General features: G+C 70.9%; 16 protein-coding genes and 1 pseudogene. 8 read left to right on the top strand and 9 right to left on the bottom strand.

Translation table 11 applies throughout. The features are described from left to right. A pseudogene (locus LBW97_RS20610) lies at positions 1–426 on the top strand (MFS transporter); the annotation flags it as partial. A 311-nt stretch (positions 427–737) separates the two neighbouring features. Here LBW97_RS20610 and LBW97_RS20440 read toward each other — a convergent pair. Both LBW97_RS20440 and LBW97_RS10735 read right to left on the bottom strand, forming a co-directional pair. After that, a complete protein-coding gene (locus tag LBW97_RS20440) occupies positions 738–926 on the bottom strand; it encodes a hypothetical protein (protein ID WP_040339447.1) in 189 nt (62 codons plus the stop codon). Between the two features lie 42 nt (positions 927–968). Then, positions 969–2,420 (bottom strand): NAD-dependent succinate-semialdehyde dehydrogenase, encoded by a 1,452-nt coding sequence (locus LBW97_RS10735; RefSeq protein WP_200491630.1) that lies wholly within the window; start codon positions 2,418–2,420, stop codon positions 969–971. Positions 2,421–2,556: 136 nt separating this feature from the next. On the opposite strand from LBW97_RS10735, the gene LBW97_RS10730 reads away from it, so the two are divergent. Continuing rightward, positions 2,557–2,820 (top strand): SOS response-associated peptidase family protein, encoded by a 264-nt coding sequence (locus LBW97_RS10730; RefSeq protein WP_040339449.1) that lies wholly within the window; start codon positions 2,557–2,559, stop codon positions 2,818–2,820. Between the two features lie 359 nt (positions 2,821–3,179). Continuing rightward, positions 3,180–3,986 (top strand): SDR family oxidoreductase, encoded by an 807-nt coding sequence (locus LBW97_RS10725; protein ID WP_051515990.1) that lies wholly within the window; start codon positions 3,180–3,182, stop codon positions 3,984–3,986. Positions 3,987–4,065: 79 nt separating this feature from the next. On the opposite strand, the gene LBW97_RS10720 is transcribed toward LBW97_RS10725, so the two are convergent. Together LBW97_RS10720 and LBW97_RS10715 are read right to left on the bottom strand one after the other, a co-directional pair. After that, the gene (locus LBW97_RS10720) at positions 4,066–5,001 is read right to left on the bottom strand and encodes an alpha/beta hydrolase (protein WP_137161232.1); all 936 of its coding nucleotides are present in this window, start codon (positions 4,999–5,001) and stop codon (positions 4,066–4,068) included. 73 nt (positions 5,002–5,074) lie between these two features. Then, complete coding sequence (locus LBW97_RS10715; RefSeq protein WP_040339451.1) at positions 5,075–6,577, bottom strand: NAD(P)/FAD-dependent oxidoreductase; 1,503 nt, start codon at positions 6,575–6,577, stop codon at positions 5,075–5,077. Positions 6,578–6,726: 149 nt separating this feature from the next. On the opposite strand from LBW97_RS10715, the gene LBW97_RS10710 reads away from it, so the two are divergent. Continuing rightward, positions 6,727–7,746: an AraC family transcriptional regulator gene (locus LBW97_RS10710; protein ID WP_166518254.1), complete on the top strand. Its 1,020-nt coding sequence runs from the start codon at positions 6,727–6,729 to the stop codon at positions 7,744–7,746. 681 nt (positions 7,747–8,427) lie between these two features. On the opposite strand, the gene LBW97_RS10705 is transcribed toward LBW97_RS10710, so the two are convergent. The 4 genes from LBW97_RS10705 to LBW97_RS10690 form a co-directional block, all read right to left on the bottom strand. Beyond that, entirely contained in the window at positions 8,428–10,137 is a 1,710-nt protein-coding gene (locus tag LBW97_RS10705; RefSeq protein WP_051515992.1) for an MDR family MFS transporter, read from the bottom strand. After that, positions 10,134–10,655: a MarR family winged helix-turn-helix transcriptional regulator gene (locus tag LBW97_RS10700; RefSeq protein WP_051515993.1), complete on the bottom strand. Its 522-nt coding sequence runs from the start codon at positions 10,653–10,655 to the stop codon at positions 10,134–10,136. The genes LBW97_RS10705 and LBW97_RS10700 overlap by 4 nt, the downstream gene beginning before the upstream one ends. Positions 10,656–10,729: 74 nt before the next feature. Further along, entirely contained in the window at positions 10,730–11,050 is a 321-nt protein-coding gene (locus LBW97_RS10695; protein WP_224499409.1) for a hypothetical protein, read from the bottom strand. A 224-nt stretch (positions 11,051–11,274) separates the two neighbouring features. Beyond that, on the bottom strand, positions 11,275–11,907 hold the full coding sequence (locus LBW97_RS10690) for a TetR/AcrR family transcriptional regulator (RefSeq protein WP_166518255.1): 633 nt from the start codon (positions 11,905–11,907) through the stop codon (positions 11,275–11,277). A 138-nt stretch (positions 11,908–12,045) separates the two neighbouring features. Between LBW97_RS10690 and LBW97_RS10685 the strand changes: the two genes are divergently transcribed. Continuing rightward, positions 12,046–14,244, top strand: coding sequence for an MMPL family transporter (locus LBW97_RS10685; RefSeq protein WP_040339454.1), 2,199 nt, complete (start codon positions 12,046–12,048; stop codon positions 14,242–14,244). Between the two features lie 510 nt (positions 14,245–14,754). On the opposite strand, the gene LBW97_RS10680 is transcribed toward LBW97_RS10685, so the two are convergent. Next, positions 14,755–15,555, bottom strand: coding sequence for an alpha/beta fold hydrolase (locus LBW97_RS10680; RefSeq protein WP_224499408.1), 801 nt, complete (start codon positions 15,553–15,555; stop codon positions 14,755–14,757). 1,167 nt (positions 15,556–16,722) lie between these two features. Between LBW97_RS10680 and LBW97_RS20605 the strand changes: the two genes are divergently transcribed. From LBW97_RS20605 to LBW97_RS10665, 3 genes are all read left to right on the top strand, one after another. Next, positions 16,723–16,959 carry a helix-turn-helix domain-containing protein gene (locus tag LBW97_RS20605; protein ID WP_051515995.1) on the top strand — a complete coding sequence of 79 codons (237 nt, stop codon included), beginning with the start codon at positions 16,723–16,725 and terminating at the stop codon, positions 16,957–16,959. 684 nt (positions 16,960–17,643) lie between these two features. Next, positions 17,644–18,498: a hypothetical protein gene (locus LBW97_RS10670; RefSeq protein ID WP_224499407.1), complete on the top strand. Its 855-nt coding sequence runs from the start codon at positions 17,644–17,646 to the stop codon at positions 18,496–18,498. Between the two features lie 425 nt (positions 18,499–18,923). Beyond that, positions 18,924–19,898 carry a zinc-binding dehydrogenase gene (locus LBW97_RS10665; protein WP_224499406.1) on the top strand — a complete coding sequence of 325 codons (975 nt, stop codon included), beginning with the start codon at positions 18,924–18,926 and terminating at the stop codon, positions 19,896–19,898. Positions 19,899–19,970 lie beyond the last annotated feature (72 nt).

The following is a 19,970-nucleotide window of genomic DNA, read 5'->3' as shown; positions in this document are numbered from 1 at the left end:
GTGCGACGGGGGACGGCACCCGCGTCGGTCCAGGGGACTGCGCTCCCTCGACCGATTTCCCATTGCCGGCGGGCGCGGGAGGCGGCGGCGGCTCTACCGTCGCACCGGTGGGGGGGCTCCGGTGCCGGGTCCCGGGGGCGAGCGGGGCCGCGACGCGGGCCCCTGCTCGTCGCCACCGCCTCCGGCACGGTGCTGAACCCGCTCAATTCCTCGCTGATCGCCGTCGCCCTGATCCAGCTGGCGGAGGACTTCGAGCTGTTGTTCGCCTGCGTCTCCTGGATGATCTCGCTGTTCCACCTGACCAGCGCGGTGGCCCAGCCGGTCTCCGGCCGGCTCGGAGACGTGTTCGGGCCACGCCGACTGTTCCTCGCGGGGCTCGCGCTGGTCGGCCTGGCCAGCCCGCGGCGCCGCTCTCCCCCGAACTTCGCCACGCTCCTGGCCATCCGGGCGGTCCAGGCGCTGGGCAGCTCCGCGATCTACCCCCTCCGGCATGGCGATCATCCGCCGGCTGGTCGTGGAGGGCCGGGCCCGCGCGCTGGCCGTCGATCAGCCCGGCGTTGGGGCGGTCGTGCAGGTCGCGGGTCGCCGTCCACGGTGACCGGGCCGTCGGCGAGGGCGGCCACCGGGGGGAGGAACCGCAGCACCGTGCCGGCCAGCCCGGCGTCGACCGTGACCGGACCGCTGAGCGTTCCGGGTGCGACCAGCCAGTCGCTGCCGTCGACGTCGTCGATGCCGACTCAGAGTGCGCCCAGGCCTGCGGCCATGAGGTCGGTGTCGCGCGCCCTGAGGGGGTGCACGAGCCGACTGGGGCCGTCCGCCAGCGCGGCGAGCACGAGTGCCCGGGCGGTCAGCGACTTCGACCCGGGCAGGGACACGACGGCGTCGACCGGAGCAGGGTGGTGCGGCGCGGGCCAGACGTCTCTCACGAGGTCAGTCTGCCCGCCCGCGCCGCACCTCCCCGCACGTGCTCAGCCGGCCTGCGGCTTCTCGGTCTTCTTGACCGGGACCGTGCGGAGCAGCCGCCGGTTGGCGAACTCGAACATGGCCAGCTCGGAGAGCTCGCGGCCGTAGCCGGACCGCTTGACGCCACCGAAGGGCAGCTCCGGGGAGGAGCCGGTGGGCTGGTTGATCCAGACCATGCCTGCCTCCAGCCGCTCGGCCACCGACCGCGCCTCCTCGGGGTTGCTGCCCATGACGGTTGCACCCAGGCCGAAGTCGCTGTCGTTGGCCAGCGCGACCGCCTCGTCGGCGTTCTTCACCTTGTAGACGACGGCCGCGGGACCGAAGAGCTCCTCGCGGTAGGCCCGCATGTCGGGAGTGACGTCGGTGAGGATCGTCGCCGACACGAACGCGCCGGCGTGATCGGGGCGCTGGCCGCCCGCGACGACGGTGGCGCCCTTGTCGATGGCGTCCTGGATCTGCGCCTGCAGGTCCGCGGCCGCCTTCTCGCTCGACAGTGGCGCGAGCGACGTCGCCGGGTCGGCCGGGTCGCCGGGGGCGAAGATGCCGAATGCCTGCTTCAGGCCCTCGACGAAGGGCTCGTAGGCGTCCTCGGTGACGATCAGCCGCTTGGAGGCGGTGCAGGCCTGCCCGGTGTTACCCATGCGCCCGGCGGTGGCCGCCTTGACGGTCGCCTCCAGGTTCTCACCGTCGAGGACGATGAACGGGTCGCTGCCGCCGAGCTCCAGCACGGACTTCTTGAGGTGCTTGCCGGCCAGGGCGGCGACCGACGAGCCGGCCCGCTCGCTGCCGGTCAGCGTCACGCCCTGGATGCGGGGGTCGGCGATGACCTGCTCGACGTCCTCGATCTTGAGGAAGGTGTTGATGAGCGCGCCCTCGGGGGCGCCGGCGTCACGGAACAGCTGCTCGATCGCCACGGCGCACTGCGGGGTGATCTCCGAGTGCTTGAGGATGACGGTGTTGCCCAGCACCAGGTTCGGGCCGGCGACGCGGACGACCTGGTAGAAGGGGAAGTTCCACGGCTCGATGGCCAGGAGCACGCCGACGGGGCGCGTCTCGATGACGGCCTCTCCGCCGCCCATCATCGGCTCGATCGAGGTCGGCTCGAGGAACTTCGGGCCGTTGCCGGCGTAGTACTTCAGGATCATCGAGCAGAGGAAGAGCTCGCCGACGGCCTCGTCCCGGCGCTTGCCCATCTCCTTGGTGATGAGGGCGGCGAAGTCCATGATCCGCTCGTCGAGCAGCTCGGCGGCCTTCTGGACAACGGCCGCGCGCTCCTCGACCGAGCGGTCGCGCCACTCCAGGTACGCGGTGTGCGCCTGGCCGATGATGCCGTCGATCTCCGACGTCTCGGTGAAGGGGTACTCCTTCTCCGTCTCGCCGGTGAACGGGTTGACGGTCGCGTAGCGCCGCTCGGCGCTGTCGCTGGCGGTGGTGGGGGCGTTCTGCGTAGCGGTCACGCGGTGATCCTCGTCTCTGGGGGGCTTGTTCCGCCTAGGCCTACCCCACGAGTGCCCGGCTGTCACGGGGCGGCCCGCTGTCAGCGGGCGCACCTACAGGGCGAGAGGTCAGCCGAACCTGTGCCAGGAGGCGCCCATGTGCGGTTGCTACGCCGCCAGCCGCAAACCCGAGGACCTGGCGCTGGAGTTCGAGGCCGTACCGGCCGGCGGGCAGTCCCCGGTGCCGGCCGACTACAACGTCGCCCCGACCAAGGACGTGCACGTCGTCCGCTGGAAGAAGGAGCGCGACGCCGAGGGCGCGCTGACCCGCGGCGTGCACCGCGAGCTCCGGGCGGTGCGCTGGGGCCTGGTGCCCTCGTGGAGCTGTCGAACGCGGCGACGGCGGGGCTGCTCGCGGTGATCGGCGTGAGCGTCGGATCCACCAACCTGGGGCTGCAGACGGCGTTGTACGACACGGTCCCGCCTGACGAGGTCGGGGCGGCAGCCGGCCTCTTCCAGACCTCGCGCTACCTCGGGGACCATCCTCTCGGCCAGCCTGCTGGGACTGCTGTTCGGCGACCAGATCGACACCGGGAACCTGCACCGACTGGCCTGGTGCCTGTTCGCCGTCAGCGCGCTCGTCCTGGTCCTGCACCTGCGTCTCCCGGGACGGCCACCCGCTGCGTCCTCGACCTGATCGCCCGTCCGTCATCGCCCGGCGAGGGCCCCGGCGTCATGGCAGGGTTCTGGGGGACGCGGAACCCGGCGGTGGAGGATCGGATGCCCGATCAGGCGATCGAGAGCCAAGCGCGGGAGACCGATGTCAGCGGCGTGCGGGTGCTGCTGACCGGCGGCACCAGCGGGCTGGGGCTGGGCATGGTGCGGGCTCTGGTGGCCGATGGGGCCTCAGTGGTCCTGACCGGCCGGGACGCCGACCGCGCGCGCCGGGTCGCCGAGCAGGAGACTGCCGCCGGGCCCGGATCGGCGACCGGAATTGCGATGGACGTGCGGGACGAGGCCTCCGTCGCCGATGGCGTGGCGGCGGCGCGCGCTGCCCTGGGTGGCATCGACGTCCTGGTGAACAACGCCGGCATCGGCATGCGGACTGTCAATCCGCGGTTCCTGACCGAGCCGCGACGGTTCTACGAGGTCGCCCCGGCGGGCTTCGCCGACCTCATTGCCACCAACGTCACCGGCTACTTCCTGGTGGCCCGCGCGGTCGTACCCGACATGGTCGCGGCGGGACACGGCACCGTGGTCAACGTCAGCATCAACGAGGAGACGATGCGTCGCCGAGGGTTCGTGCCCTACGGCCCGTCCAGGGCCGCCACCGACGCGATGTCCCGCGTCATGGCCGCCGACCTTGCCGGCACGGGCGTCCACGTCCACCTGCTGCTGCCCGGTGGCGCCACGGTCACCGGCATGATCCCCGACGACCTGCCGGATGAGGCCCGGGGCGGCCTGCTGGAGCCTGCGGTGATGGGCCCGGCCATCCGGTGGTTGTGCTCTCCAGCGGCGAGAGAGCACAACGATCTCCGCGTCGTGGCCCGGGAATTCGTCCCGCCGGTGGACACGTCCCCCGCGTGACCGACCCGCGGTTCGTCGCACCCACGGCTCGAGCGCCGGGCAGCCGGCCCCCCCGTGGCGGGTCGGCTGCCCGGACCCCTCAGCCGCGCAGCAGCTCGCCGAACCGGGCGCTGCTCTCGTCGATCGCGCTCTGCGCTGCCGGCGAGATGGCGCCCATGTCGAAGAACCCGTGGATCATGCCGCCGTAGCGACGGACGTCCGCGGCGACGCCCGCGGCACGCAGCGCCTCGCCGTAGGCCTCGCCCTCGTCCCGGAGCGGGTCGAACTCCGCCGTCACGACGACCGCAGGAGGCAGCCCCGACAGGTCGGCGCCGTGCAGCGGCGACAGTCGGGCGTCCTTGGCGTCGTCCCAGGCGCCTGCGTAGTGGCCGTAGAACCAGTCCATGGTGTCCTTCTCGAGGAAGTAGCCCTTGGCGTTCTCCACGCGGGAGGGGTACTCCCCCTCCGCGTCCACGGCCGGGTAGATCAGGAACTGGCCGGCCAGCGGCGTCCCGTCGGCGTGCAGTACCTGCGCCACGACCGCGGCGAGGTTGCCGCCGGCGCTGTCCCCGGCGAGGCCCAGCCGCTGGTCCCCGCCGAACTCGTCGAGGTGCCCGGCGATCCAGCGGGCGGAGGCCACCGCGTCGTCCGCTGCGGCCGGGAACGGGTGCTCCGGGGCCAGCCGGTAGTCCACGGCCACCACGACGGCGTTGCTGCCCTTGCAGACGTTGCGCGCCATGTTGTCGTGGGTGTCGAGATCGCCGATGACCCAGCCTCCGCCGTGGAAGAAGATCACCGTGGGGAAAGGGCCCTCGCCTTCCGGGCGGTAGACGCGCGCCTCGAGGTCACCCTCGGCACCGGGCACCGTCCGGTCCTCACTGCTCCCGACCTGGACGACGTGTTCGGGCGCCCGGGAGCCGTGGGTGAGCGCGAGGTACTGGGCGCGCCCGGCCTCGGCGCTCCCCTCGTACATGGGCGGCATGCCTGCCTGGTCGATCATGCTGAGGACGGCGGCGATGTGCGGGTCAACCGGCACAGGGTTCTCCTTGTGGGGGACGGCTGGGGACGTGCGGGAAGGGACTCCGGAAGCGGTGCGGCGCGACGGCCGGTCAGCCGTACACCAGCGAGCTGTCGTCGAGGTCGAGCGCAGGCAACGAGTCGCGCTCCTCGGCGTACTCGCGCAGGTGGACCCAGGGCTCCTGGTCCCCCTGCTTGAACATCAGGTGCATGGTGCGCATGACGTAGCCGGCGTTGAAGTTCTCCGGGTCGCCCCAGGGCCGCAGCTGCATACCGTCGTCCTCCCGGCGCAGCGTGGGGACGACGGTCGCCACACCCCGCTCCTCCATGTGAGCGAGCAACCGGCAGACGAACTCGCTGACCAGGTCGGCACGCAGGGTCCAGCTGGCGCGGAAGTACCCGAACACGTAGGCCATGTTGGGAACGCCGCTGATCATCATGCCGCGCCACGTGACCCGCTCGGTGAAGTCGACCGGCTCTCCGTCGACTGTGAAGGCAACTCCCCCGAACAGGCTCAGGTCGAATCCGGTGGCGGTGACGACGACGTCGGCCTCGATCTCCTCACCCGAGGACGTGCGGATCCCGGTCGCGGTGAACGTCTCGATGGTGTCGGTGACCACCGATGCCTTGCCCTCCCGGATGGCGGTGAACAGGTCGCCGTCCGGGAGTAGGGCGAGCCGCTGCTGCCACGGCCGGTAGGTGGGGTTGAAGTGCTTGTCGATGTCGAAGCCTTCGGGTAGCAGCGGACGCATCGATTCGATGATGAAGGCCCGCAGTTCGTCGGGCGCCTCCTTGGACATCCGGGTGATCTCGTCCCCCTCGGCGATGTACGCGCGCCGGAGGATCTCGTGGGTCCACTCGTCAGGGACGTCCAGGGCGCGGAGTGTGTTCGCCAGCTCGTGGGTCCTGGGGCGGGCGAAGAAGAACGTCGGCGAGCGCTGCAGCATCGTCACGTGCGCCGCCTCCTGCGCCATGGCCGGCACGAGGGTGGCCGCGGTGGCTCCGGATCCGATGACGACGACGCGCTTGCCGGCGTAGTCGAGGTCCGCGGGCCACTGCTGCGGGTGCACGACATGACCGCGGAACCGGTCCAGCCCCTCCCACTGCGGCTGGTGGGGCCGGGAGTGGTCGTAGTAGCCCTGGCACATCCAGAGGAAGTCGGTGGTGAACCGCAGCGACTCGCCGGTGTCCTCACGGGTCACCTGCACAGTCCAGCGCTTCTCCTCCGAGGACCAGCTGGCCGCGCTCACCCGGTGCCGGTAGCGGATCCGGTCGCCCAGGTCGTTCTCCTGGATGACCTCGTCCAGGTAGGACAGGATCTCGTCCGAGGTGGCGATCGACGCCCCCCGCCAGGGCTTGAACTTGTACCCGAAGGTGAACAGGTCGCTGTCGGACCGGACGCCGGGGTAGCGGTGGGTCCACCAGGTGCCGCCTCGGGCGTCCAGCGCGTCGAGGATGACGAAGCTCTTGTCCGGGAACTGCTGCTTCAGGTGATAGGCGGCGCCGATCCCGGAGATCCCCGCCCCGACCACGAGCACGTCGACGTGCTGGGTCTCCGCCGCGGTGCCGGTTGCTGCTTCTGCCGTCAAGGTCATGCTTCATTGCCCATCTGCCTGGTGATGTCGGTCACGACGGAAGCTAGCCGTGCGAGGCGGAGGTGAGCCATGCCACAATCGGCCGTGAGTTGAGTATTCCGGCCAACCCCCAACACCCCTTCGACGCGCCCGTCCGCGGCACGGGCAGCGTGGCACTTCTGTGTGGGCTGGCCGTGGAGCACGGCCTCCCCCGCCGTGACGTGCTGGCCGGCGGGGGGATACCGGAAGAAGCCCTCGAGGACCCGGCTGCCGAGATCACCGGCGAGCAGGAGATGCGTGCAATCGCTGCCATCGCCGGCTCGCTGCCCGAGGACGCAGGCCTGACCGCCGGAGCGCGATACCGGCTGGCGAGCTACGGCATCTGGGGCTTCGCCCTGCTCTCGAGCCGCACCCTCCGCGAGGGGACCGAGGTCGCGATGCGATTCGTGGACCTCACGTACGCGCTGACGCGCGTCAGCGCCCGGGAGGACGACGGCGAGGTCCGGCTGTTCTTCGACGACCTGGACGTCCCGGAACACGTCCGGCGCTTCGTCCTGCTCCGCGACAGCTCGGCGGCCCTGCAGCTGTGGCGGGAGACACTGGGGCGCCCTGTCGTGCCGCTGCGCGTGGCGCTGCGACTGCCGCAGCCCGCCGATCCGACGCCGTACGAGACCGCGTTCGGAGTGCCGCCGCGGTTCGGCGCCGCACGGTCGGTCCTGGTCTTCGACGCTGCCCTCCTCGACCAGCCGTTGCCGCAGGCAGCCCCCCTGACCGCCGCACTCTGCGAGGCCCAGTGCCGGGACCTCCTCCAGCGCCGCCACTCACGGCGAGGGACGAGCGGGCGGGTGCGTGACCTCCTGGTGCACACCGGGGGCCGGATCCTCGGACAGGAGGAGGTCGCCGCGGAGATGCACGTCAGCGTGCGGACCTTGCGCCGGATGCTCCGCGACGAGGCAACCACGTTCCGCGCGATCGTGGAGCAGACACGTGAACACCTGGCGGAGGAGTTGCTCGTGACCGCCGGTCTGAACGTCGAGCAGGTCGCTCGACGCCTCGGCTACACGGATGCCTCCACCTTCGTCCATGCCTTCCGGCGGTGGAAGGGAGTCAGCCCCGGCCGCTGGAGGGAGGGGGAAACCCGGCCGTCCACGAGCGGTGACACGTCCCGGCCTGCGGCCGGGCCGGAGTGACGGCGGCGCGGGCTGAGCTGCGCATCGAACCCCGGTGTCGCATCGGAGGGTCGAGAAGCGACGCGCCGGGCCCTCCAGGGCTGCACCGACCCCAGGACTGAGCCTTTCCCTGAGGCCGCTCAGTCAGAGGTCTTCGGCGGCCCTGTGCGGTCCCGCTCCGGCCGAACAGCCCGTGGCGGACAGCCGGCCCGCATCCAGGACTCCAGCTCGGCGAACCCCCGCGCCGCCTCCAGCGCGATCATGACCTGTCGGCGACACGGCCCCTGCCAGGTCGGGGGCCCGGCCGCCAGCCAGTTGGTCAGTACCGCCGGACGCCCTGCCCACGACGTGCCCATGGCCAGGCCGCCAGTCATGAGGCACCACAGCAGGAACCGCGCCACGGCCCGAAGCCACATCGCAGCGGCCTGGAGATACAGGGTGCCTCTGAGATAGCAGTCCACCGCGCACCCCACTCCGTAGGGGTCCAGCGCCGTCAGGGGGTGAGACAGCACCGCCGGTCGGCGCTTCTCCCGGCGTTGCACGCAGCAACCATCGTCGCCCCGTGGCGCCGCAATAGGAAGGGTTTCGGCCCCCGCTGTCCCACGCGACCGGGTGGGGTTGCGACCCGAATGACCCCTCGGGCCTCCGCGTTTCGGAGGTCGGCGGAGGCGGTCGTGTCGCGGCCGCCGCGGGCGTACAACGCTACGGCCGGGCCTTCGGTGGTTGCGTGCCTGCCGTGCCGTGAGTGTCGGAATGAGGAGGGCGAGCGACGTCGTCGGTTCCGCGCCGGAGATCGGAGTCCGGAACGACCGCCGTCTCGAAGGCCTCGGCGAGGTCTTCACCGCTTGTCTGCTCCTGCGGGTGACGGCGCAGCGGGGTCTCCCGCAGGAACAGCAGAACGAGAAAACCGACCAAGGCGAACGGGACGGCGGCGAGGAAGGTGGTCTGCAGCGCATCGGCGAAGCCTGTGATGACCGCGGTGTACACCGGCTCGGGCAGCGCGCCGATCTCTTCAGGGCTGCCGAGCGTCGGAGCCCCTCCCCCGAGCCTGTCGGCCGGGACGCCGGCCTCGGCGAGCCGGGACGGGATGGTGTCGGCGAGGCGATGCGTGAGCAGGGCGCCGAACACGGCCACCCCCAGCGCGCCACCGAGCGAGCGGAAGAACGTGGCACCAGAGGTCGCGACGCCGAGATCTTTCCGCTCCACGGCGTTCTGGGTGGCAAGAACGAGGACCTGCATGACCAGCCCGATCCCGGCACCGGTGACGAACATGTACCCCCCGGCCACGACCAGCGAGGTGTCGGCGGCCAGCCGGCTCATGAGTCCCAGCCCGGCGGCGGCCAGCAGCAGGCCGACGACCGGGAACATCTTGTACCGGCCGGTGGCGGTGATGGCTCGCCCGGACCCGATCGAGGCGCCGAGCAGGCCCACCATCAAGGGGAGCGTGAGCAGCCCGGAGGCGGTCGGCGACTGCCCCTTGACGATCTGCAGATACTGCGGCAGGAAGACGATCGCCCCGAACATGGCGACGCCGACGACGAAGCCCGCCAGACTTGTGATGACGAACGTGTGGTTCGCGAACAGGTGCGGCGGCATGATCGGCTCGCGAGCGCGACGCTCCTGCCACACGGCGAGGGCCAGCAGGACGGCCGCCGCGGCGGCGAGCGCGTAGGTCCACGCGGAGTTCCAGGCGAACTCCTTGCCGCCCAGCGACAGCACCAGCAGCAGAGCGCTGACCGAGCCCACGATGAAGAACGCGCCCAGCCAGTCGATCGAGCGCTTGCTGCGCGGGAACGGCAGTCGCAGCACCCGCTCGGTGACCAGCAGGGCGGCCACGCCGATCGGGATGCCTACCCAGAAGGTCCATCGCCAGGACAGGTGCTCGACGAGGAACCCGCCGAGCAAGGGCCCCGCAACGGTGGCAATGCCGAACACCGATCCGATGTAGCCCTGGTAGCGACCACGCTCCCGCGGACTGACGATGTCGCCGAGGATCGCCTGCGACAACGCCATCAGCCCACCGGCGCCGATGCCCTGGACCGCGCGGAATGCAATCAACTGGGCCATGTCCTGGGCGAAGCCACAGGCGAGAGAGGCGAGCAGGAAGATCCCGATGGCGGACTGGAACATGATCTTCCGCCCGTAGAGGTCGGACAACTTGCCCCAGATCGGCGTGGATGCAGTCGAAGTCAGCAGCGTCGCCGACACCACCCAGGCGAGCTGTTCCTGCCCACCGAGCTCCCCCACGATGGTCGGCAACGCCGTCGCCACGATCGTCTGCGACAGCGCCGCGACGAGCATGCCCAGCATGAGGCCGACCAGCACTGTCACGATCTGCCGGTGCCCCAGCGGCGGCAGACCCTCGCCGCCGGCGGAGTCCGGAGGCGGGTTACGGGGAGCAGGAGAACTCACGCGCGCACGACCTCTTCCGCACGAGTCGTGTCGGCAGGCTGTCCGCCAGGCGCTGCGTCGCTGGCCAGGCCGTCGAGATCCGCGTTCAACCGTTCCAGCAGCGCCGCGAACATGTCCTGTTCGTCGGTCGGCCAGGAGCCGACCAGCTCGCGGACGGCATTCCGGCGGAGCTGGCGTGTCTCCGCGACTGCACTCTGCCCGGCGGACGTCAGTCGCAGCCGGCAGGCCCGTCCGTCGTCCGGATCCGCCTCCCGCGTGGTAAGCCCGGCCTGCTGCAGGGCGGCCACGTGCCGGCTCACCGTCGAGGCGTCGAGGTGCAGGCGGGCCGCCAACGCCCCGTTGCGCATGGGTCCCGCGTCGTTCAGGAGGCCGAGGATCGTGTACGCGCTCCGGTCCAGCAGCTGTACGGGCCCATCGGTATGAAGCCGGACGCGCTGTGCTCGGTGGACGAGGTGGGTCAGCGCCTGTTCAATGCGCTCCAGCGACTCGAGGGCAACCCCACCCTGATCCGGTTGCATGTCCCAACCATACTCGGCTGCTGTACGGCGTCCAGCCGCACAGAGCTGGTCCGCCGCAGCCTCCCCGGCCGCGATCAGGCATCGTCGTCGCCCACCGATCCCGGTGACGCCTGGGCGAGCCAGGACTCCAAGGCAGCAATACCCCGCACCGCCTCACGGTGCACGACCTGATCGTCGACTCCCGATGGAGGCAAGCTGTCGACGAGCTCGGTCGGCCCGAGGCGACGGCCGAGCAGGTGTCCGGCGGCGGCGTAGATGCCGTAGCAGGACAAGGCCGCGGCCCCCAGACATGATGCGGCTGCCGCCGTCCAGGTGAAGACGGACAGGGTCTCCTCCAGCAGACGCCAGAGCGCTGCATCCAGCGCTTGCCAGGCCGAGAACGAGACACCGTCCATGTCGCCGCCGATCAACCGGTGGCGCCGCGGTCCCCGGGGGCCACGGCGCCCGTACGGAAGAAGGGGATCCTAGTCGCCCGAGGGGGTCATACCGACCTTTGTCAGTCCTGACTCCTGGAAGGCGCGGTGGTTCGCCACCCGTCACATCTCACGGCATGGAGTGCGGACACGAGGCGGGCGGACTCAGCGGGTGACCCCGCACGTGGGCTGTTCCGCGGTCCGGCTCACCCGACGGAGAGCATGGCTCCCCGGCGACGGACTGCCTTGCGGTAGCCGGCGAGCATCTGCGCGGTGATCTCGGTGAGCTCTTCGCGGAGCCAGTCCTCGGTGACGTCGGCCGGCGCGGCGAGCAAGGCCCCGGTGAGCGCCTGCAGCGTCGCGCCTCCCCACACCGCGCCCAGATCATCTGCCCCGTCCCCCAGGAGCATCGACTCCACCTTGCCCCGGAGCCGCGTCGTGAGTTCCAGGACGGCAGGTCTGGACATGGCGGCGGCGTCGCGGACGAGGTACCCGGCCAGCCGACGGTGCCGCAGCAGGTAGTCGACGTAGCCGGCCACCTCGATACCCCGGCTCCGGTGCCGGCTCTCCCTCGAGCTGTTGGCCTCGACCAGTCGGATCAACTCGTCCAGTGCCGGCCTGACCAGTGCGAGGAGCAATTCGTCCTTGGTCCGGAAGTGGTAGTACACGGCCGCCTTCGTCACGCCGAGCCGATCCGCGATCTCCTGCAACGAGGTGCCGTCGAACCCCTGGGCGGCGAACAGGTCGAGGGCGGCCTCCAGCACGCGCTGCGCCCCAGGAGTGCGGGGAGCCGATGTCGGGCTACCTGCTGCCGACGTCGCGAGCTGCGGGCTGGTCACCACGTCAGGGTAGCCATCAGCCCGTGTGCCCCACGGCCCACGGCGCTACTAGCCGCATGGCTAGTAGCCTCTAGCCGATTAGCTAGTCACCGATGCCGGTCCCCCTCACCGCCCCCCCTGACCTCCGGAGCACCACACGTGGCCGTCTTCCTCCACCGTCTCGGACGCTGGGCCTTCCACCGTCGCAAGACAGTCCTCATGGCCTGGGTGCTCGCCCTGGTCGCGCTCGGCAGCCTGGCCGGCGCTGTCGGAAAGGATGCCGACGCTCAGCTCTCCATCCCCGGCGTCGAGTCGGTCACCGCGTTGGAGACGCTGCAGGAGCGCTTCCCCGACGGCGCGGCGGGTGGCGCCACCGCCCGCATCGTCTTCCGCGCTCCCGAAGGTCGGACGGTGAGCGATCCGGAGATCGGCGCCGCCATCCAGGAGACGCTCGCCGCCGCGGCGGAGGCGAAGCAGGTGACCGAGGTCAGCGACCCCTTCCAGGACCGCGGCGTCTCGGCGGACCAGACCACCGCCTACGCCACGGTCGTCTACGAGGTGCAGCCCAACAACATCACCGACGAGGCGCGAGCCGACCTTCTCGACGTGGGAGAGGGCGCCCGGGGCGCCGGGCTCCAGGTGGAGTTCGGCGGCGAGGCCACCCAGGCCGCACCCGAGCAGGGCATCGCCGAGGCGGCCGGGGTCGTCGTCGCCCTCGTCGTCCTCGCGATCACCTTCGGCACGCTGCTCGCCGCGGGCCTGCCGCTCCTGACCGCCCTGATCGGCGTGGCCACCGGCATGGCCGCGGTCCAAGCCCTCTCGGCCGTCGTCGACTTGGACAGCGCCACACCGACCCTCGGTCTGATGATCGGGCTTGCGGTCGGGATCGACTACGCGCTCTTCATCATCATCCGGCACAAGGAGCTGCTGGCGACGGGCACGCCGGCCCGCGAGGCGGCGGGGCGAGCGGTCGGCACCGCCGGCAGTGCGGTCGTCTTCGCCGGGCTGACCGTCATGATCGCCCTGGCCGGGCTGGCCGTCATCGGCATCCCGTTCCTGACCACGATGGGTCTCGTGGCGGCCGGCATGGTCGGCGTGGCGGTCCTGGTCGCGCTGACCCTGGTGCCGGCCATGCTGGGCTTCGCCGGCGATCGGTTCAGCCGCTGGCCGGTGCCTGGTCTGCGGCGCCGTCAGGCAGCACTGGCCACGACGGAGTCCTGGGGCACGCGGTGGGCGCGCTTCGTCACCCGCCGACCGGTACCCGTCGTCCTCGCTGCCGTCATCGGCCTCGGGGTCATCGCCTTGCCGGCCCTGGACCTGCGGTTGGGGCTGCCCACCGACGGGGACCTGTCGGAGGAGGCCACTCAGCGGCAGGCCTACGACCTGCTGGCCGAGGGCTTCGGGCCCGGCTTCAACGGTCCGCTCACCGTGGTCGTGGACGCTACGGACGCCGAGGCGCCGGACACTGCCTTCGTCGCCACTGCTGAGGCGATCGCCGCGCTCGACGGCGTGGCGACCACGGCACCGCCGCGGCCGAACCCGGCCGGCGATACGGCAACCATCACTGTCATCCCGAGCGAGGGGCCGTCCGCGGCCGCGACCGAGGATCTGGTCGGCGACATCCGCGACCTCCGTCCCGGCCTGAGGGAGCAGACCGGCTCCGAGCTCGCCGTCACGGGCAACACCGCGCTCGGCATCGACATCTCCGAGAAGCTGGCCGATGCACTCCCGCTGTTCCTCGCGGTGGTCGTCGGCCTGGCGATGCTGCTGCTGATGGTGGCATTCCGCTCCATCCTGGTGCCGCTCAAGGCAACGCTCGGCTTCCTCCTGAGCGTTGCGGCCACCTTCGGTGCCCTCGTCGCCGTGTTCCAGTGGGGCTGGCTGGCCGAACTGCTCGGCGTCGCCTCGACAGGGCCGATCGTGAGCTTCCTGCCCATCCTGCTCATCGGACTGCTGTTCGGCCTGGCGATGGACTACGAGGTGTTCCTGGTCAGCCGGATGAGGGAGGAGCACGTGCACGGCGCCGAGCCGCGTGAGGCCGTCATCGGCGGCTTCCGTCACGGCGCGCGGGTCGTGACGGCCGCAGCCTTGATCATGGCGTCGGTGTTCGCGGGATTCGTCCTCGGCCCGGACGCCACCATCAAGAGCATCGGGTTCGCCCTCGCCTTCGGCGTCCTCGTCGACGCCTTCGTCGTCCGGATGGCGCTCGTCCCTGCGGTCATGACACTGCTGGGTCGCAGCGCCTGGTATCTGCCCCGTTGGCTGGACCGCGGGCTGCCGAACGTGGACATCGAAGGCTCGACCCTGGAACGCCACACCCCGGCGCCTGACCGCGAGCTCGCCGACGCCCGTCGCTGAGCTCACTGAGCGACAGCTGGGAGGGCCGCTTCCGGAGATGGAGGAGCAGCCCTCCCAGCGTCGCCATACCGCGTTTCGCTCCACCAGCCGGTCCAGCAGGGGCCACGAGTCGGGGAAGGAGTTCCGGGAGGCCACCGACGCCTCACGCTCATCCCGTTGGCCGAACTGCCGTCGGTTCGGCGTACGGACCGGCCCGGTGAGCGTCGCCCGTGATCGTTGCCGCCCCGGTACGCCGTCCATTCGGCAATGAGGGACGCAGAAGGGACATGGGACCTTCGCAAGATCGGTGCGGCGTCAGCACCCACACCTTCGCTCGGAGGTCTCCCCATTGGTCCAGCCCCCGACGCCGTCAACAACCCTCATGGGCACTACAACCAGTCCCCGACCTCGCCGACGGGGACCCGGTAGAGGGTGGACGGAGGCGGAGTCCGACGATCGGCCAGGGGCACCGGACACCTCGCCCCGGCAGCACTGCTCCGGGTGGTGCGCCGCTGAGAGCGGCGGCCGATCTCAGCGGGCCGCTGCGGTCCAGGACGTGAGAAGGGTGCGTAGGGCTGCGACCAACGGCAACGGCTGGTCGAGCATCGGGTGATGTCCCGCGTCGGGCAGCTCGATCACCGGAACCCCCACGGGTAGCAACTGTTCCATCCGCACCGCCATCGCCGGCGGGACCAACCCGAACTCGGACCGGAGGAGTGCGGCCCGGCAGCGTAGGGCGGGCAGCAGTTCCCGCATCAACGCGCGCTGGCCGAACATCGCGGGGTCGAACTTCCAGGTCCAGCCACCCTCCACCTGCCGGAGTGATTGCTCCGCGATGTGCCGGGCGATGAAGGGGAGCATCACGTCCTGGCGCGGCAGCGTGGTGAAGCGGGCCACCGCCTCCTCCAGGGTCGGGTAGACCCGCCGCGGCCGCATCCGGTGGCGGATTCCCTTCTCCTCCGGGGGCTGGTCGTTCAAGGGCGAGTCGATGATGACGACGCCGGCGAGTCGCTCGCCGTGCTGGACACCTGTGGTTGCCGCCGCCCAGCCGCCCATGCTGTGGCCGACCACCACAGGTGGCCGGGTGATCCCACCGGCGGCCGCCGCAGCCATCACCTCGGTCGCCCACAGAGTCATGTCGTAGTGCTCACGGTGACCACTGTCGCCGTGCCCGCTCAGATCGAGCGCCACCACCCGCTGTTCGCCGGCGAAGAAGGGAGCTACGTGATCCCACCACCCGGAGTGAGCGGCGCCGCCATGCACCAGCACCAGGCCCGGGAGCGCCGGGTCCCCCCAGCAGCGGAGGTGGATCGCGCAGCCGTCCACGTCCACGTCCACGTGGTCCGGGCGCGAGGCCAGCGCCGCCGAGAACCAGCGGGGGGTGGTTGCCGTCTCCGGCGATGGATCGTGGTGCTCCAATGGATCCTCCTCCGATGCGCCACGGCAGGCTATCCCCGCTAAACCGGTCATCCGGCGGCGGGTGCCTCGCTGCGACGACCAGCCGAACTCCGTCAAGCGGAGGCCGCGAACCGGTGAGTAGCGACGCCCACCTCTCGTCACCGACCGTGCCGCAGGACGAGCTAGCGACGGATGCGGCCTGTCACGGTGGACGTCACGACAGCAAGGACCTGAGCTGCGGCGATGTAGTCGGCCCCGGCAATCGGGGCCGACGGAGCGCATTCCTCGGGGGCAGCCGGTCGGTGATGTCGTGGATCGTTCCGCCGGTGTCCAGGTTGGCGGTGCGGCGCACGTGGATCCGGTTCCCGGCCGGGGTACGTCGTCCATCAGCCAGCCGGCCTCGGCGCCGACGGCGCGGGTTGTGTCGTCCAGCGGGATGCAGGACTCGCCACCGGTGGCCCTTTCCCGGCGGCGGCGCGACCCATTGACCCTCACCTGGCCGTCGGCCTGCCCCAGCTGGTCCGCACGTTCCGGCCGCCCTGTGAGTGCCCTACTTGCATCGGCGACGGCCCGCTGGCCGGGGGGTCATGCGGGCGGGACCGCACGGTCGAGCTCGGTGCGCCGTCCGTAAGGGCGCCCCACTACTGACGCGCCCGGGCAGTAGCCGATGTCCCGTACTCAAGGCTGACCTCCGGTACTTCTCCGGGGGGATCCTCCGGTAGCAGAAGACGGATCCGAGGCGCCGGCCTGTCGGATGACGGCGGGCGGGCGGTGCTGCCGTGCACTGGAACGAGAGAACTTCTGGAGCCTCGTTCGCGATCGTTGGACGGCAGGCAGCAGGCAGCAGGCAGCAACCGCTCCAGCACGGTTCGGGCCGTGGCAGCGGAGCGGGACAGTTCCGGAGGATAGCGACATGGGCGATGCGCAACTGCTCCGCGACGTGCTGGGCGCCGGTCCCTTGCTGCTGACGCCGGAGGAGGCGGTGTGCCTGCTCGGGGCCGGCTGTAAGACGACCATCCGTCGGGCCTCCGGCACGGACGGGTGCGGTCCTAAGGCGCTCCCGATCCAGCCCGACGTCATCGCTCGTAGGGAGGGACCGCGGTGAACCTTGAGGACCTCAGGGCCAGCGGCTCCGCCGTTGTGACGATCGCGCAGGCGGCCTCGGTATTCGGTGTCGACGTCCGCACGGTTACCCGGGCCATCGAGAACGGCGAGCTGCCGGTGGTCCGGTTGGGTCGACGACTACTGATCCCACGCCTACCCCTGCTGGCCGTCCTCGGCGTGGCAGTCGACGACGCTGTCGGAGGCCCGAACGACACCACTGCTGGTAGTCGTTAGCCGCGCACTCCACAACGACCCAGCTGATCGCAACGAGGACGCCTAGCGGCCCCGTACCGACAAGTCGCCGCCCAGCTGACAGCGCATCGTCTGCGTGGGATGGCGTACTCGTTGACCTGAGCTGGCCGACCGATCGGAAGTCGGGTCCGCGAAGGATCGCCTCGTGATACTCCGCGTGATACTGCTGCCCGTGGATTTAGGGGTATCTGGATGCGAACCTGGGTCGTCTGGGCGTCTCTGACGCAAGGCAAAAGCCCAGTTCAGAGCATCGTGACGTACCTAGATGCTGAACCGAGGACAGGAGTTCAAGTCCCCCCTCGGACACCGAGTTGAACCCCCACGGCCGACAGGCCGGTGGGGGTTCACGTGTCTTACCTGCCGGCACGCTCGTCTGATGCCTGAACACCGGCACCGGCGAGCCTGCTCGCCGGGCGGATGGGGTGTTTCGAAGCGCCTGCCCTGCATGTAGCGCCTGGTGCATGGCACGGTCGCGGTCATGATGTGTCCTGCCACCTCACCGAGCGCCATGCTCACCTTCCGCGCCCATGCTCGACCCGCACCGCGCCCTGAGGTCGTGCAGGTCTCGATCGAGGTCCCTGTTGCCCGCACGGTCCCGCCGCTGCGGGCGGACGTCTGGACGGTTTCACCATGACGTCCCCGCTCGGCCCGACCCTCGAGCACCGGGTGAGCCGTGCGACCCGCTACATCGAGCAGCAGCTCGACGCCGCGGGCACCGCCACCTGGGAGGACACCCGGGAGCACCTCGCCAAGACCCTCGGTATCGCGCCGGCGCTCACCATCGATCCCGTCCTGCGGGCCGTGATCGACCTTGAGTCGACTGGCGCGCTCGCCCACGACCTCGAGACCGAGGAGTACCGGCGGGCTCGACCGACCGACCCGCGGGAGGCGCCGCTCGCCGAGGTCGCCGATGCTGTGCTTGCACTCGGCTGGCCGACCAAGGCCGACGGTGGGCACCGGACGATCTACCAGACCTTCGTGGCGCTCGACGGCAGGTACCGGCACGCCGACGTCTACCGGGCGATGCACGAGCGGCTCAAGGGGCGCGAGCTTGAGCTGTACGCCATGAAGTGCTGGCGCGCCCGCGGCGAACTGGCACTCGCAGCGACCCGGCTTGCCGATCCGCACACCACGGTCGCGCAGGCTCTCGCCGACGAGAGACGGCTCGAGGCCCACCTCGTCGCCTCCTATATCGCGACGCTCGGCTACAGGCCGCGGCTTGAGTATCGGATCGGGAGGGTCGGGGGCACGGACCTCGTCGCAGACATCTACGACGAGCGCCGTCGCCTGATCGTCGAGGCGAAGGCCACCGTCGACGGACTGTTCCCGGCGATCGGGCAGGTGCACCGGTACCGATACCTCGTGAACCTCGCCGCCGACCGGACGCTCGTCGACCGAGTAGCTGTACTGCTGCCCGGCGAACCGTCCCAGGACGACCTCTCATGCGCCGCATCGATGTACCTGGATCTCGACGTGATCTGGCAGGACGGTGACGAGTTCGAGCACCGAGTGCTCAGGTGACCACGGCGGCACGGGCTTCGTTGCCACATAGATCTCTCGGGGGGACTGCTGACCGAGATTCCGCCTGGTCGTGCCCGCTTACCGGACCGCCGGGCCGCGACACCCGACCCCGCCAAAGGGCGGGACTGCCCATGGTTCGGTTGACTCAGACCGGGCGCAGGCGTGTGCGTATGTAGCGTGTCGCCCCTCGGACACACATTGACGTCACGGCTGTCGAGCCGTGGGGGTTCTCTCGTCGGGATCGCCCCGCGGACGGGCCGCCTACGACTTCCTCCTGCAGGAACGAGCAGGACGACCGACGTGCCGAGACGGCGCCCCGGACGCGGCTCCGACGCAGCCGTCCACGTCTGGCCGTGGCCCCGGTTCATCGGGCAGGCTGGCGTCGACCCGTCCGGTGGCGGGCACCAGCAGGACGGAGATCTGCCATGTGGGCGCAGGCGCTCAGCGGCCCCTTCCGGTTCGAGCAGGTCGAGGTCCCGGCCCCCGACCCCGCGGCCCTGGCCCCCCGCCACGTGCTGCTGGCCACCCGTGCCGGGGCCATCTGCGGCAGCGACCTGCCCAACTTCCGGGGCGGGCTGTGGCCGCACCCGGCCGCCGAGGACGGCTGGGGCGCGACCCGGGCTCCGGGCTTCCCGCTGCACGAGATCGTCGGCGAGGTCGTGGCCAGCCGGCACCCCGACCACTCCCCCGGTGACCTCGTCGTCGGCTGGGCCTCGATGTTCGACGGCATCGCCGAGCTCGTGGCCACCGACGGCGACGGCCTGGCCGGCTACGACCCCGGCCTCCCGCCCACCACCGCCGTCCTCCTGCAGCCCCTGGCGTGCGTGCTCTACGCCGTCGAGCAGCTCGGCGACGTCTCCGGGACGTCGGTGGCGGTGATCGGCCAGGGCCCGATCGGCCTGCTCTTCAGCCACGTCCTCAAGGCCCGGGGCGCCCGCCGGGTGACCGGCATCGACCCGGTCGACCGCACCGACGTCGCCTCGATGTTCGGCGTGGACGACATGGTCACCGCCCGCGCCGAGCGGTGGGCGGAGCGCCTGTCCGACGCCGACCGGCCGTCGGTGGTCGTGGAGGCGGTGGGCCACCAGATCTCCACGCTCGCGCCGGCCCTGGACGCCGTGTCGTTCGGCGGCCAGGTCTTCTACTTCGGCGTTCCCGACGACCCGGTCTACCCCTTCGACATGATGACCTTCCTGCGGAAGAACCTGACGCTCCGCTCGGGAGTCGCCCTGGACCGACGCCGGGTGCTGGCGGACGCCGACGCCTACCTGGCCGCGCACCCGGAACTGCGGGAGGGCTACATCAGCTCCGTCCACCCGGTTGCCGACGTGCAGGCGGCCTTCAGCGCCGCGGCCTCTCCACGCCCCGGGCAGCTGAAGATCGCGGTGGACATGGCCTGACCGGACGTCGCCCGATGACGTCGTGGGGTCCCGCACCGGCGCGGTGACCGCGCTCGGCGGTCCCCTGACCAG

Source organism: Blastococcus sp. LR1, from assembly GCF_020166105.1.
Classification (GTDB): Bacteria; Actinomycetota; Actinomycetes; order Mycobacteriales; family Geodermatophilaceae; genus Blastococcus.
The sequence above is the reverse complement of the archived record's forward strand: the minus strand, read 5'-3'. Positions and strand labels throughout refer to the sequence as shown.

Excerpts from the sequence above, each read along its gene's own strand:
- LBW97_RS10730 (WP_040339449.1), top strand. The coding sequence starts at position 2,557 with ATGTGCGGTTGCTACGCCGCCAGCCGCAAACCCGAGGACCTGGCGCTG.
- LBW97_RS10725 (WP_051515990.1), top strand. The coding sequence starts at position 3,180 with ATGCCCGATCAGGCGATCGAGAGCCAAGCGCGGGAGACCGATGTCAGC.
- LBW97_RS10715 (WP_040339451.1), bottom strand. The coding sequence starts at position 6,577 with ATGACCTTGACGGCAGAAGCAGCAACCGGCACCGCGGCGGAGACCCAG.
- LBW97_RS10700 (WP_051515993.1), bottom strand. The coding sequence starts at position 10,655 with ATGCAACCGGATCAGGGTGGGGTTGCCCTCGAGTCGCTGGAGCGCATT.
- LBW97_RS10695 (WP_224499409.1), bottom strand. The coding sequence starts at position 11,050 with ATGGACGGTGTCTCGTTCTCGGCCTGGCAAGCGCTGGATGCAGCGCTC.
- LBW97_RS10665 (WP_224499406.1), top strand. The coding sequence starts at position 18,924 with ATGTGGGCGCAGGCGCTCAGCGGCCCCTTCCGGTTCGAGCAGGTCGAG.